The sequence below is a fragment of the Pseudomonas psychrophila genome (assembly GCF_001043005.1).
GTDB classification, from domain to species: domain Bacteria; phylum Pseudomonadota; class Gammaproteobacteria; order Pseudomonadales; family Pseudomonadaceae; genus Aquipseudomonas; species Aquipseudomonas psychrophila.
The window spans coordinates 718,864-732,702 of sequence record NZ_JYKZ01000001.1 but is presented as its reverse complement, the minus strand read 5'-3'; the positions used below and the strand labels follow the sequence as shown (position 1 = coordinate 732,702).

The window sequence follows — 13,839 nt, the reverse complement described above, 5'->3', positions numbered from 1 at the left end:
GGCAACAGTTGTCGGTTAGTCGTTGCGTGCGCCACCAAAATAGCCGCAGCCGCGCTGGACCTGGCCGTTGATACGCAGCTCGGCGCCCAGGTGTTGCACGCTGCCGTCAACACTGTCGGTGCAACGCTGTGGGGCAACCCATAGCTCTATGCGTTGATTGTTGGCTTCAGTGGACAGGGAAAAACGGCCATCACCGATCTGTTCTTCAACATAAGGCAGAGCCAGATCTGGCTGGCCTTCGCGTTTAAGTACCATGCCCTTGCCCCCGGCTTGTACCTCCCATGCCGGGCCATTGCCGTTGGCGTGTACGGTCAGTTGCTTGAAGTTTGGGTCCTGGCAGGCGCTGCTGCTGCGTTCAAGACGATAGAGCTGTTGCACCTGGACTTCACCGTCCGCACCGGGGGTTTTGCTGGCGACAAAACTGCCGCGAATATCGGCGAACAACTTGCCCGGTTTATTGGGCATATAAGAAGCGTCCTGCACCAGAGTGGTGTCGGCGCTGTCGCGCACCTCATAGCGCTGCTGGCCGACGCACGGTTGGAACACCAGATGATCACCGGATGAAACCAGCTCACCTTGCAGGCGGGTCAGGCCAGCGGTGGTGTCAGCTGGCTTGCTGTTGAGCAGTTGGCAGCCCGCAAACAGGGGCAGCAGGGCAAACAAAACCAAGGGACGAACAGCACGCATCATTGGGACTCCTGACTAGAGCCGCCACGTTACTCAGGCTGGCGGTGCATCACAAGAGGTTCACCTTCTGTAGTCGCTGCCGCAGGCTGCGATTGGAGCTGTGGGTTCTTCAAGAAAAAGGCTTGCTTCGCAACCCTTCGCAGCCTGCGGAAGCGACTACAGAGCTCGGCTCAACCCACTATGTAGGTTTGCCCGGTTTGCAGGCCTTCGACACTTTTTGCGTAGGCCAATGCCACATCCGCGCCTGCTACAGGTTTGAAACCACGGAAGTACGGCGCGTACTTGCCCATCGCCTCTTCCAGTACCGTAGGGCTCACCGAGTTAACCCGCAGCCCGCGCGACAGCTCAATGGCCGCTGCTTTTACAAAGCCGTCGAGTGCTGCGTTGACCAGTGCCGCCGAACTGCCCGTGCGAATCGGCTCGCGATTGATGACACCGCTGGTGAAGGTGAACGAGGCGCCATCGTTGGCAAACTCGCGACCAATCAGCAGCAGGTTGACTTGCCCCATCAACTTGTCCTGCAGGCCCAGGGCGAAGTCGCTTTCGCTCATGTCTTCCAGTGCGGCGAACTTAACGTTGCCAGCGGCACAGACCAGCGCGTCGAAGCGTCCGGTCTGTTCGAACAGCTTGCGAATCGAGGTGCTGTCGCTGATATCGACCTGAAAATCGCCACTTTTGCGGCCAATACGTACGATCTCGTGGCGCGATGACAGCTCGCGATCAATGGCTGAACCGATGGTGCCGTTAGCGCCGATCAACAGGATTTTCATACTGTGTTCCTTCATGGATGAGGTGAGTGCTTAGTCTAGTGCTGGTTTTTTAGCGGGATAAGCGCACTAATTGGCAACCTTTGGTTTTCATATGGAAACAATCCATGAGCGAAATGGATGACTTAGCGGCATTCGCGGTGTTGATCGACGCGGGCAGTTTTACCTTGGCCGCCCAGCAATTGGGCTGCAGCAAGGGGCAACTGTCCAAGCGCATCAGCCAGCTGGAGGCACAGTTTTCGGTGGTGTTACTGCACCGCACCACCCGGCGTTTGAGCCTGACGGCTGCAGGTGCTGCGTTACTGCCCCAAGCCCAGGCACTGGTCGTGCAAGTGGAGCGGGCGCGTCAGGCATTGGCCCGCCTCAAGGACGATATGGCGGGCCCGGTGCGTATGACCGTGCCCGTATCCTTGGGCGAAACCTTTTTTGATTCACTGCTGCTGGAATTCTCCCGCGAATACCCCCAGGTGCAGATCGAACTGGAGCTCAACAACAGTTATCGAGATATGGCGCGGGAGGGGTTTGACCTGGCGATCCGCTCGCAGGTCGCCAGCAACGAGCGGCTGGTCGCCAAGCTTGTACTCAACTGGCACGAGATCACCTGTGCCAGCCCGAGCTACCTTGAGCAACACGGCGAACCAGCTACGCCGCAGCAACTGGTCGAGCATAGCTGCCTGTTGAACAGTCACTACAGCGGTCGTGAAGAGTGGCAGTACCACCTCCAGCATGAACTGCACCGTGTTCGGGTCTCGGGGCCATTTGCCAGCAATCACTACAGTCTGCTGAAAAAAGCCGCGGTGATCGGTGCAGGTATCGCACGTTTGCCGTCGTACATGCTCAATGCCGAACTGGCCGATGGACGATTGCGCGCTTTGTTGCGTGACTATCAAACCCGCAGTAACCCCATGTATCTGGTTCATCCGTATCAGGGCGGTTTACCCAAGCGGACGCAGGTTTTGGCGGATTACCTTGTGGGCTGGTTCCAGCGCAGTGGTGAGGCAATTGATTTGCTTTAACGAAAATGTCTGGCGATCAGATGATCAATCGACAACGCTCCCGGGCCTTTGGCCATTAGGTACAACAGAATCGCGATCCATGTACCGTGAGTGGGGTAGGCGTCCGGGTACACGAATAACTGAATGGTCAGCGTCATCCCCAGCAGTGCCAGCGCTGAAAAACGTGTGGCAAGCCCTAGCAGGATCAGCAGCGGGAAGAAGTGTTCAATGAAAGTTGCTGCGTACGCGGCTATTTCTGGGGGCAGCAGCGGGACTTTGTATTCCGTGCTGAACAAGTACACCGCTGAGTCGGCCAAGCGTGGCATACCGAGTTGAAAGGTGCCATTTACCAGATCTATAGCCAGGCCCTCGACTTTAGTCTGGCCCGACTTCCAGAACACTGCAGCGATAGAAAACCGAGCGACAAAGGCTATCAGCGTGTGGGGGATGCGTTGCATCAGTCCGATTAAACGGCGTATCTGGCATGTGGGCGTTGCATTGGGGTTCATGGCGATACCTCAGCGGTGGGGTTTAGGCCGGTGATGGCGTCATGGCTGATCAGCAGCGCCAGGGCCTGGCCCAGATCAAAATCAGGGTCGGCTTCCAGGGCCTGGCAAGCGGCCAGCTCCAGGGCCCGGCCTTCCTTGAGCCCGTCCACGAACGCTGCACACCCGCAGCCAACTGCGAACACTTCCACCCGTAATCCGTTGCGTAGCACCACGGCGCTTTGTAGCTGGTACGGGTCAATGCCATGGATTTGGCCCTGGTGTTGATGTGCGGTCCATAGAGCGGCTATGGCGTAGGTCGAGTGCAGGCTTGCGACGCCAGGATGCAGTTGCAGGCACAACTGGCCCAGGCTGTCGGGATTGTTGAGCGCGTGGATCAATAAGTGCGGGTCCACCGCGCAGGCGTCTGCGGCGTGAAAGGCCTGGACGCACAAAAGCTCCAGGCGTGCGACATCCGCCAAGTAAGGCACGCTGCTGGCGGATGCGAAACCCTCGACAAAATCTGCGAACTGGACGCCATAGGTGCTCATTACAGGGCTTTTTGGCGGGAACTCTTGAATAAATGCCCGCGCCATGGCCTGAAAAAAAACGTCGCCAACCAGCTGCCAAACGACCGGGTAGCTCGTGGCTAGTGCGTTGATCAGGCCACTGTGGACATTGTTGCGATAAACCGCAAAACGACGCTCAATGTCGCCGTTATGGCAGGAAATACCTTGCGGGTAAGGCGTATCAGGATCGAGCAGCACTGCGCTGAAAGCATCTTGCATATTCATGGTCGCACCTGTGTGCTGCTCAGGTAGCGCTCGGCAAGTCGTGCTTCCTTGACCAGTTCGGCAAGTGCAGGCAGGTGGTTGTCGCGCTCGATCAGGGTGGCCATTGGGCCAGTTCGTTCCAGTGTTCGTTGGTACAGCGTCCACACGGCCTGATCGACGGGTGATCCGTGATTGTCGATAAGCAGGCGCTCGCCAAGGCTATCGGTCTCTTCGGCAAAACCTGCCAGGTGAATCTCGCCAACAGCCCGTAGCGGCAAAGCATCGAGGTAGGCAAGGGGATCACGGGCGTGGTTGATGCAGGACACGTACAGGTTGTTAACGTCCAGCAAGAGGCCACAACCACTGCGGGTGATGACTTCGCGGATGAAGTCGGCCTCGTCGAAATGGGCCTCGTCGAACTCAATATAGGTTGCGGGATTTTCCAGCAGGATTTGGCGCTGCAACAGATTCTGGACCTGATCAATGTGCGCGCATACCCGTGTCAACGTGGCGGTGTCATAACGTAAAGGCAGCAGGTCATTCAAAAAATACGGCCCGTGGGAAGACCATGCCAGATGTTCGGAAAACATCAGGGGCCGGTAGCGGTCGAGCAATGTGCTTACGCGTTGCAAATGCTCGGGATTGAGCGGGCTTTGGCCCCCGATCGACAGGCCGACGCCGTGTATCGACAGGGGATACTGTTCGCAAATCAGGCTCAGGTAGTGGTGGAACGGGCCTCCGGCGACCATGTAGTTTTCGGCGTGTACTTCAAAGAACCCGACGTCAGGCCGGGTGGCGAGTACATCCTGGAAATGTTCGGCCTTGAGCCCCAGCCCCGCACGCGGTGGGAGCTGGGGCGCACGAGGCGCGATGAGCGAAGCAAGCGGGCTATGCATCATCAGCACTCAGTGTACGAATCAGGATTTGGCTTTGTAGGCAGCCATTTGGCCAAAGCCTGAGGGTGAAGTGCTGCTGGAGGTTTTTTCGCAGGTGCCTTTTGGTACGAGTTTCCAGGCATCGGCCTGATTATCTACCTTGGCGGTTCCTGCACAGGTAGTGCCTGCCCCTGCGGCGCAATCGTTATGGCCTTTCATGGCAACCCCGAAGCACTTCTCCATATCGCCAGCAGCCTGAGCGGGCAGGGCGGCGATACTCAGGGCGGAACCCAGAGCAAGCGCCAGTGCAGCGGCGGACAGGGTGCGGGTAGTTTTGTTGTTCATGGTGATTCTCCAGATCCCGGTAGCGATTGCTGCCGGCTTACCAAACTAGAGAAGCGAGATCGAAGGTTGTTACAGCCAATTTAAAATATTTTATGCAGCCGCTGATTCGACAGCGGCTTGTATGTTGGCGCTAAACCGTTTTTCGTAGGGGTCTGTGACGTCTGCGATGCATTTTGCTTTTGCTGGAGCCACACGAATGTCCAGACGACGCGAATGCCCATGACAGTGCCGGAGTGAGGGAACCACCGAGCCTGGGCGAGGCGGCCGAATGGTAGGGCAAGCCTTTTTGGTTACTTTTTCGGCGTTTGGAAAAAGTGACCCGCCGTAAGGGCGGAACCCGTAGAAAGTCGTGACACATCGAATGGATATGTACTCGGCATCGCTGCGGGCGCATCGCAAAACAACTGGCACACGGGGTACATATCCGGCATTCGCGGTTAACTGAAATGATGGTTTCGCTTTTACAGCGAGGCACTTTTGTCAAACAGCCACAAAAGTACCCAAAAAGGCCTTGCCCCAGCGTACGGCCCTCGCTGCGCTCAGGTGTCCCTCACTCCGGTCCCGCTCCGTGGGCACGCCGTGACGGGCCATCCATGGCCCAACACGGCTCTCCCGGCATCCATGCCGGTCGACCCACTACGCAGAACCTGCGCTCGGCCTCCCGAAGGGCAGGCAGATCAAAAACCAGTGCAAAAACAAGATCAACGGCCCGCCGAGGCGGCCTACAGGCCGACCTGTTTAGCGAAGCACATTTCTCTAAACAGGCCGGTTGGCAACAGAGTATCTACAGGGTTTGGCTGTCCCGCTTCGTAGCAGTTGACGAGTAGAACGAGGCTACGTTCGGCGTGATGCGGCACTCCGGCGTAGCCGTCGCAAAATCAAACATTGCGGTGTGCCAGTCGACCCTGGAACTCATGTTTACGACGACTGCGTCGCCGGACGCAGCAACGTTCCTTCGCCAGCTGCAGAAAACTCAGTAGGGGACTATAAAAAACGGCCCCGAAGGGCCGTTTTGTGTCGCAGGCAGGTTTAGCCGCCCAAGTACGCGTCACGCACTTTTGGATCGCTGAGCAATTGCTCGCCAGTGCCTTGCATGACCACCCGGCCGTTTTCCAGCACGTAGGCGCGGTCAGCGATTTTTAGCGCCTGGTTTGCGTTTTGCTCCACCAGAAACACCGTTACGCCTTCATCTCGCAGTTGTTCGATGATGTCGAAAATCTGCTGAATGATGATCGGTGCCAAACCCAGTGATGGTTCATCCAGCAACAACAGCTTGGGCTTGCTCATCAATGCGCGGCCAATGGCGAGCATTTGCTGCTCACCACCGGACATGGTGCCGCCCCGTTGTGTGAAACGTTCTTTCAGGCGCGGGAACAAGTGCAGAACCTTGTCCATTTGCTCTTCGTATTCCTGCTTCTCGGTAAAGAATCCGCCCATGGCGAGGTTCTCTTCCACAGTCAGACGAGCAAACACCCGGCGCCCCTCAGGCACAACGGCGATGCTTTTGCGCATGATCTGCGCCGAGCTCAGCCCCACCAGTTCCTCACCCAGATAACGAATACTGCCGCTGTGGGCTTGCGGCGAGCCGCACAAGGTCATCATCAGGGTTGATTTGCCAGCCCCGTTGGCGCCGATCAGGGTGACGATCTCGCCCTGACGTACTTCAACGTTGACGCTGTGCAGGGCCTGGATCTTGCCGTAAAAGGTCGAAACGTTTTCGAATTGCAGCATTTTACGCTTCCCCCAAATAGGCTTTGATCACTTCAGGGTTGTCGCGGATCTGTTCCGGCGTCCCGTCAGCCAAAGGCGTGCCCTGGTTGATCACCACGATATGGTCCGAAATGCTCATGACCAATTTCATGTCATGCTCAATCAACAACACGGTCGCGTTGTGCTCATTGCGCAAAACGCTGATCAGCGCCTTGAGATCTTCGGTTTCCTTGGGGTTAAGGCCTGCCGCGGGTTCGTCGAGCATCAGGATGCGCGGGCGCGTCATCATGCAGCGTGCGATTTCCAGGCGTCGTTGCTGGCCGTACGCCAGAGTCCCCGCCGGGCGGTTGGCGAACTCGGTCAGGTTGACCTTGTCCAGCCAGTACGCGGCGTAGTCCAGGGCCTCACGTTCGCTTTTGCGAAATGACGGGGTTTTGAACAGGCCTGCCAGGAAGTTGGTGTTGAGGTGGCGGTGCTGGGCAATCAGCAGGTTCTCAACGGCTGTCATGTCTTTGAACAGGCGCACGTTCTGGAAGGTGCGGACCACGCCTTTTCGCGCAATCTCATGGCCCGGCAAGCCTTCAATCGCTTCACCGTCCAGAAGGATGCTGCCCGCAGACGGTTTATAAAAACCGGTCAGGCAGTTGAAGACGGTGGTCTTGCCGGCGCCGTTAGGGCCGATCATCGACACAACCTGTTTTTCCTTGACGGTCAGGGCCACGCCATTCACCGCCAACAAGCCGCCAAAGCGCATGCTAAGGCCGCTGACTTTCAGTAACTCGCGGCTCATTTTCGCAGCTCCAGGTGAGGACGTTGCATTGGCAGCAGACCTTGCGGACGCCAGATCATCATCAGCACCATCAGTGCTCCGAACAGCAGCATCCGGTATTCGCTGAATTCACGCATCATTTCCGGAAGCAGGATCATCACCACGGCTGCCAGGATGACACCCAGCTGCGAGCCCATGCCGCCCAGTACCACGATGGCCAGAATGATCGCCGACTCAAGGAAGGTGAACGATTCTGGAGTCACCAAGCCCTGACGAGCAGCAAAGAAGCTGCCAGCAAAACCTGCAAAGGTAGCGCCCAGAGTGAAAGCTGACAGCTTGATCACGGTCGGATTCAAACCGAGGGCCCGGCAGGCAATTTCGTCTTCACGCAGTGCTTCCCACGCGCGACCGATGGGCATGCGCAGCAGGCGGTTGATGACGAACAACACCAGTAGCACCAGCACCAGCGCGATCAGGTACAGGAAAATGACCTTGTTGATCGAGTTGTAGGCGATGCCAAAGTACTCGTGAAAGGTTTGCATGCCTTCGGCAGCGGTTCTGTCGAAGCTCAGACCGAACAGCGTTGGTTTCGGGATGTTGCTGATACCGTTTGGCCCGCCGGTGATATCGGTCAGGTTACGCAGGAACAAGCGGATGATTTCGCCGAAGCCCAAGGTCACGATGGCCAGATAGTCACCGCGTAAACGCAGGACCGGGAAGCCCAGCAAGAATCCGAAGGTTGCTGCCATCAAGCCAGCCAGCGGCAAGCAGATCCAGAAGCTCAGGCCGAAGTAATGCGCGAGCAATGCGTAGGTGTAGGCACCCACGGCATAGAACCCGACATACCCCAGGTCAAGCAGGCCGGCCAGCCCGACCACAATGTTCAGGCCCAGGCCGAGCATCACGTAGATCAGGATCAGCGTGGCAATGTCCACGGCACCACGGGAGCCATAGAACGGCCAGATCAGGGCAACCACCACCAAACCGAGAATGATCCAGCGCTGGGTGCTGGGCAGGGTCAGGAAGTTGGTGGCCTTGGCAGGCACTTTTGGAAGGCTGGGGGAGCTTTTCCAGGCCGAGGTCAGTTGCTGGTTGAAAAACACGCGCACAAACATCAGCAAGGAGCAGATCGCGATCACGCTCAGGGTAAAGGTGCTGGTGTTGTGAACTTCGATGTTGATCCCGACGATAGTCAGTTTCAGACCGAGTACCGGGTAGGCGACGGCCCAGACCAACAGGGCGCTGAAGAGCGCCGACTTAAGATTCCTAGTCATACTTTTTCAATCTCCGGACGCCCCAAAATGCCGGTCGGACGGAACAGCAGCACCAGCACCAGCAAGCCAAAAGCCACTACGTCTTTGTACTGGTCGCCGAAGATATCGGCACCAAAGGCTTCAGCCACACCAAGTACCAGGCCACCGAGCATCGCGCCAGGAATACTGCCAATACCGCCCAATACCGCAGCGGTGAAGGCTTTAAGGCCTACCAGGAAACCTGCGTTAGGGTTGATCACACCGTATTGAACGCTGATCAACACCGCCGCTACGGCTGCCAGGGCTGCACCGATCACGAAGGTCAACGCAATCACGTTGTTGGTATTGATACCCAACAGGTTGGCCATTTTCATGTCTTCGGCGCAGGCGCGGCAGGCGCGACCCATGCGTGAGCGAGAGATGAACAGGGTCAGGCCTAGCATTGCGAGGAAGGTGACGACGAAGACCACGATTTGCATGTAGGAGACGATAACTTCACTAGCGCCTCCAGGGCCAAAGGTGAAGCCGCCTGGAATCAGGTTAGGGATCGATTTGTCTTTTGAGTCCTGTGCCAGTAGTACGGTGTTTTGCAGGAAGATCGACATACCGATGGCGGAAATCAATGGGATCAGGCGATTACTGCCACGCAATGGACGGTAGGCAACCCGTTCGATGCTGTAGCCGTAGGCGCTGGTGACCACAATGCTGGCAATAAACGCGGCAGTCAGCAGAAGTGGCACGCTGTCCAGACCCATCATGGTCAGACCGGCGATGGCGATAAACGCAATATAGGAACCAATCATGTACACCTCGCCGTGGGCGAAGTTGATCATTCCAATAATGCCGTAAACCATCGTGTAGCCGATGGCGATCAGGGCATAAGTGCTGCCAACGTTGAGGCCGTTAACCAGCATTTGGAAGAAGTGATAGATGTCAGGCATTACAAAGCTCCTAAAAACCTGAGACGCATTTCACTGGTGGAGTCATTTTCCGGCCCGGGCTATATGGGTCTTCACCCACTTGGAGCACAGGTCTTCTGCCAGCGAACCGCTGGTGACGGTTTTAAAGATTTTCAGGTGGGCAGACTTTCGGATCACGAAAGCGCAGCCCCATTTCCACGAACCAAAGACCCGTAAAACAAAACCCACCGCTTGTGCAGTGGGCTTTGTTGTCAGGTCGGGAACCGACCCTTACTGAGGGCTTACTTCAGTTTTAGGTTTGCCGAAGTGCCATTCGTAAACCACGAATTTGAAATCTTCCACGTCGCCTTTGGAGTCAAACTTAAGGTTGCCGGTAGGGGTTTTGTAGGTGCCTTTGTGGATCGCTTCAGCGACTTTGGTCGGGTCATCGCTTTTGGCTTGCTCGATACCGCCGGCAATCACTTCAACCGCTGCGTAAGCCGGGAACACGAACGGGCCGGTAGGGTCTTGCTTCTTGGCAGCAAAGGCATCAACCAGAGCTTTGTTGGCTGGATCGGCGTCGAATGCTTTTGGCAGGGTAACCAGCAGGCCTTCGGAAGCGCCCTGGGCGATTTGCGAGATGGACTCGTTGCCCACGCCTTCAGGGCCCATGAACTTGGCGTTCAGGCCTTTTTCTTTAGCCTGGCGAAGGATCAGACCCAGCTCAGGGTGGTAGCCGCCGTAGTAAACGAAGTCGACGTTGGCTTGCTTGAGCTTGGCAATAACCGAGGAGTAGTCTTTTTCGCCAGCGTTGACGCCTTCAAAGACAGCGACCTTGACGCCTTTGTCTTCCAGGGTCTTTTTAACGGCGGTGGCGATGCCTTCACCGTATTGCTGTTTGTCGTGCAATACCGCGACGACTTTCGGCTTAACGTGATCCGCGATGTAGTTACCGGCAGCAGGGCCTTGGGCGCTGTCCAGGCCGATGGTGCGGAAGATCATTTTGTAACCGCGAGCGGTGATTTCCGGGCCGGTGGCGGCCGGGGTAATCATGATGATGCCTTCGTCTTCGTAAATGTCCGAAGCTGGCTGAGTGGAGCTGGAGCACAGGTGACCGACTACAAATTTGATGCCGTCATTGACGACTTTGTTGGCAACGGCAACCGCTTGTTTCGGGTCGCAGGCGTCATCGTAGTCAACCGCTTCAAGCTTTTTGCCATCAACACCGCCCTTGGCGTTGATTTGTTCGATGGCCATTTTTGCGCCAGCAAACTGCATGTCGCCGTACTGCGTCAGAGGCCCGGTTTTAGGGCCGGCGATACCGATCTTGATGGTGTCTGCGGCAAATGAATGGCTGGCGAACCCGGCCAAAACCATAGCGGCAAACAGTTTAGTAATCTGCTTCGTAGCCATCTTTATTGGTGCTCCACTCTTCTGTTGTAATTTTTATAGTCCTGGAAGCCAAGGCAGCCGGACCGGGTCTTCTTTTAGCGAAATGCCCGGCCAATCCCCCCTGCAACTGTACCGGTACAGTGTAGAGCGCCGGTTTAGCGCTTGAATAGCGGGCTGCCGGGGGAATAAACAGGAAATGTCGCTTAAACGTAAGAAAGAGACAGAATAGCGGCGGATTAGGCTGTTGATAGTTATCAGAATGTTGCCAGATCAACGTGGCGGTCCTTTGCCTTCTACTCTTTCTCCGTTCCTTTGCTTGAAAAACCGGGTTTTTCTACCGGGTGTGCGGCGTTATCATGGCGCCGATTTTTTTTCCCGGTGAAACCCATGAATCAAGAACCTAGCACCCTCTATGCCAAGCTGCTTGGCGAGACCTCAACTATTGAATGGAAAGCCTTGCAGCCCTTCTTCGCCAAAGGTGATTTGCTGTGGGTTGAACCAGAGCTGGACTTGATCGAAGCGGCGCAGGCCGTGACTCAGGATGATGCAGAGAAAGTCGCGGCCTGGATGGCGTCCGGGGTGCTTGGCAGGATGACGGAGGCACAGGCGCTAGACGTTCTTGAGCGGGACCCGCAGCTCTGGGCTGTAGTGGTTTCGCCGTGGGTGATGGTCCAGGAAAGGGCGCAAAAATAACTGCGCGCACCAAACAGGAGCATTTAGTTGCACTGATTTGACGAGCGCGGAGTGTGTAGCTGAGTAACCCGGCTGCAGGTAGTGGCAATTTGCCGTAGAGAAACGCCACAGTTGGTACTGTGGCGTTTTTTTATGCGTGGATGGCAGCTGTGCCGCTACTGGCGGGTGAGCACAAACGTGGTGTGATCCGCAGCAGGCACCGGCCGTTTGTCGAGCTGTTCGAGAATCTCTTGCAGCGCCTCGAAGGGAACGGGGCGACTGAGCAGATAGCCCTGGATAAAGTCGCAACCAAACTGGTTGAGGAATTCGAATTGCTGGGTGGTCTCTACACCTTCAGTGACTACTTGCAAGTGCAGGGTGTGGGCCATGAGGATAATGGCCTGGACGATCTCCATGTCCTGACTGGAGGTCGGTATGTCCTGGATAAAGGAGCGGTCTATTTTCAAGGTATTGAGCGGTAGACGTTTCAAGTAGGCCAAAGATGAATAGCCGGTACCGAAATCGTCAATGGACAGCGACACGCCAAGTGCCCGGATCTGACGTAACAACTGCGAGGTGCTGCTCAAGTTGCACATCAGGGCGTTTTCGGTGACTTCCAGTTCCAGTCGATGCGCAGCGATGCCCGAGGTGCGCAGAGCGCTTTCGATTTCGTCGGCCAGCTCCACCCGCACCAGATTGCGCGCCGAGCAATTCACGGCAATCCCCAGATGCTGCCATCCCTGCCGGGAAAGGGCTGCGAGGTCATGACAGGCTTTGCGCAACACCCAATGGTCCAGCTCGGCAATCAGCCCGTTAGCCTCGGCGATGCTGATAAAGCGGTCCGGGCCAAGCAAACCGTGTTCGGGATGCTGCCAGCGCACCAGAGCTTCGAGTTTGGCGACGCGGCCGTTCTTTAAGTCAAAGATGGGCTGGTAATGCAGGAACAGTCCTTTGTCTTCATTGAGCGCGTTGCGCAGCTCTTCTTCTATCTGCAATTCAAGGGATGCACGGGTTTTAAGGTTTGGGCTAAAAAAGGTCAGATTGTTACGCCCGTTGCCCTTTGACTGGTAAAGCGCCAGGTCGGCATGTTTGAGCAACTCAGCGCTGGTGATACCGTCTTGCGGAAACACACTGATGCCAATGCTGGTGGTCATTACCATCTGTCTTCCAGACAGCTCGATGGGCTCTTTCAATTTGAGCATGATGCGATGGCCCATGCTTTGCGCTTCATCGTGGTGGCTAAGGTTGATCAAGATACAGAACTCGTCACCGCCGAAACGCGCAACGACATCATCGTGGCTGCGAGTGGCATGTTTGATGCGGGCCGCGATCACCTTGAGCAGTTCATCGCCCGCGTCGTGGCCCAGGCTGTCATTGATGCGTTTGAAGTGGTCAATGTCGAGAAACATCACGGCCAACTTGCTGTTTCTGGCGGTGCAATCAATGAGCTTTTCTGCGAATAACTGGTTGAAACCCCGTCGATTGATCAAGTTAGTCAGAGGGTCGTAATGAGCTACCTGCTGCAATGAGGCGCGCGCCTGGTCGAGTTGGCTGAGCAAGGCGTTTACCCGTCTCAGGTCGTGCTCCTTGAGTTGCAGCTTTTTGTCGACGATCGCGGCACTGATGCAACTACCAATCAACAACAGCGCAATCAGGGCGACCACTAGAGCCAGTTGCCAGTTCTTGCTGTCGGCATCTGACTGGCTCGCCGGTGTATCGCCGAATGCCGACATGCTGAAGAAGCAAGCGCAGAGCAGAATCCCGGCCGCAGCCATGCACAGGCCATATTTGAACAGTTGATGCAGCAAACCAGTGCTTGAGCGCCAAGTAGTGATGTGATTGAACACTTGCACAATCACCAACGCTGCGATCAAGGCGGTCAGCAGTGAGCCAACGCCCACCGCCAGGCTGTAACGAGATTCTAGGGGGGATTCAAACGCCAGCAGGCAGATGGTGTACATGGCCCAGATACCGGTCGCCAAGCAGCTGACACTGATCCATCGCCAAACGTTTTTAGCGGCTGCTTTTTCTGCATTGGCGCAGCGGTCGAGCAGGTTAAGCGTGGCCAGGCACGCAGTACAGGCAACCAGCCAGGCGAGAAAGACCAGATAGGGGCTGTAGCCGCCGATCAACAGCAGTTGCGCGTTATCTGAAGGCTCACCCAGAAGTTGCAACCCTAGCCTTTCCATTGCACGCCTCGGCAATCCAGATGTGCTA

Annotated in this window: 14 protein-coding genes; 2 read left to right on the top strand and 12 right to left on the bottom strand. The window is 56.4% G+C overall.

Annotated elements, in window-relative coordinates:
- Positions 1–15: 15 nt before the first annotated feature.
- Complete coding sequence (locus tag TU76_RS03430; RefSeq protein WP_037032015.1) at positions 16–687, bottom strand: COG3650 family protein; 672 nt, start codon at positions 685–687, stop codon at positions 16–18.
- Between the two features lie 170 nt (positions 688–857).
- Positions 858–1,457: a short chain dehydrogenase gene (locus TU76_RS03425; protein ID WP_048351082.1), complete on the bottom strand. Its 600-nt coding sequence runs from the start codon at positions 1,455–1,457 to the stop codon at positions 858–860.
- 104 nt (positions 1,458–1,561) lie between these two features.
- Between TU76_RS03425 and TU76_RS03420 the strand changes: the two genes are divergently transcribed.
- Positions 1,562–2,470 carry a LysR family transcriptional regulator gene (locus TU76_RS03420; protein ID WP_019823474.1) on the top strand — a complete coding sequence of 303 codons (909 nt, stop codon included), beginning with the start codon at positions 1,562–1,564 and terminating at the stop codon, positions 2,468–2,470.
- Here TU76_RS03420 and TU76_RS03415 read toward each other — a convergent pair.
- From TU76_RS03415 to TU76_RS03375, 9 genes are all read right to left on the bottom strand, one after another.
- Complete coding sequence (locus TU76_RS03415; RefSeq protein WP_019823471.1) at positions 2,467–2,958, bottom strand: DoxX family protein; 492 nt, start codon at positions 2,956–2,958, stop codon at positions 2,467–2,469. The genes TU76_RS03420 and TU76_RS03415 overlap by 4 nt on opposite strands.
- Positions 2,955–3,728 carry an HvfC/BufC N-terminal domain-containing protein gene (locus TU76_RS03410; protein WP_048351081.1) on the bottom strand — a complete coding sequence of 258 codons (774 nt, stop codon included), beginning with the start codon at positions 3,726–3,728 and terminating at the stop codon, positions 2,955–2,957. The genes TU76_RS03415 and TU76_RS03410 overlap by 4 nt, the downstream gene beginning before the upstream one ends.
- Positions 3,725–4,606 carry an MNIO family bufferin maturase gene (bufB, locus tag TU76_RS03405; RefSeq protein ID WP_048351080.1) on the bottom strand — a complete coding sequence of 294 codons (882 nt, stop codon included), beginning with the start codon at positions 4,604–4,606 and terminating at the stop codon, positions 3,725–3,727. The genes TU76_RS03410 and bufB overlap by 4 nt, the downstream gene beginning before the upstream one ends.
- A gap of 18 nt (positions 4,607–4,624) precedes the next feature.
- Positions 4,625–4,927 carry a BufA1 family periplasmic bufferin-type metallophore gene (locus TU76_RS03400; protein WP_048351079.1) on the bottom strand — a complete coding sequence of 101 codons (303 nt, stop codon included), beginning with the start codon at positions 4,925–4,927 and terminating at the stop codon, positions 4,625–4,627.
- 1,029 nt (positions 4,928–5,956) lie between these two features.
- Positions 5,957–6,658, bottom strand: coding sequence for an ABC transporter ATP-binding protein (locus TU76_RS03395; protein WP_019827885.1), 702 nt, complete (start codon positions 6,656–6,658; stop codon positions 5,957–5,959).
- 1 nt (position 6,659) lies between these two features.
- Entirely contained in the window at positions 6,660–7,427 is a 768-nt protein-coding gene (gene livG, locus TU76_RS03390) for a high-affinity branched-chain amino acid ABC transporter ATP-binding protein LivG (RefSeq protein WP_019827884.1), read from the bottom strand.
- Positions 7,424–8,680, bottom strand: a complete 1,257-nt coding sequence (locus TU76_RS03385) for a high-affinity branched-chain amino acid ABC transporter permease LivM (protein ID WP_019827883.1) — start codon at positions 8,678–8,680, stop codon at positions 7,424–7,426. Before TU76_RS03385 ends, livG begins: the two co-directional genes overlap by 4 nt.
- Positions 8,677–9,600 (bottom strand): high-affinity branched-chain amino acid ABC transporter permease LivH, encoded by a 924-nt coding sequence (livH, locus tag TU76_RS03380; RefSeq protein ID WP_016779736.1) that lies wholly within the window; start codon positions 9,598–9,600, stop codon positions 8,677–8,679. The genes TU76_RS03385 and livH overlap by 4 nt, the downstream gene beginning before the upstream one ends.
- 249 nt (positions 9,601–9,849) lie before the next feature.
- A complete protein-coding gene (locus TU76_RS03375; protein WP_088500085.1) occupies positions 9,850–10,977 on the bottom strand; it encodes a branched-chain amino acid ABC transporter substrate-binding protein in 1,128 nt (375 codons plus the stop codon).
- Between the two features lie 360 nt (positions 10,978–11,337).
- On the opposite strand from TU76_RS03375, the gene TU76_RS03370 reads away from it, so the two are divergent.
- On the top strand, positions 11,338–11,643 hold the full coding sequence (locus TU76_RS03370; RefSeq protein WP_019827881.1) for a DUF2288 domain-containing protein: 306 nt from the start codon (positions 11,338–11,340) through the stop codon (positions 11,641–11,643).
- 155 nt (positions 11,644–11,798) lie between these two features.
- Here TU76_RS03370 and TU76_RS03365 read toward each other — a convergent pair whose 3' ends face one another.
- The gene (locus TU76_RS03365) at positions 11,799–13,811 is read right to left on the bottom strand and encodes a bifunctional diguanylate cyclase/phosphodiesterase (protein ID WP_048351078.1); all 2,013 of its coding nucleotides are present in this window, start codon (positions 13,809–13,811) and stop codon (positions 11,799–11,801) included.
- Positions 13,812–13,839 lie beyond the last annotated feature (28 nt).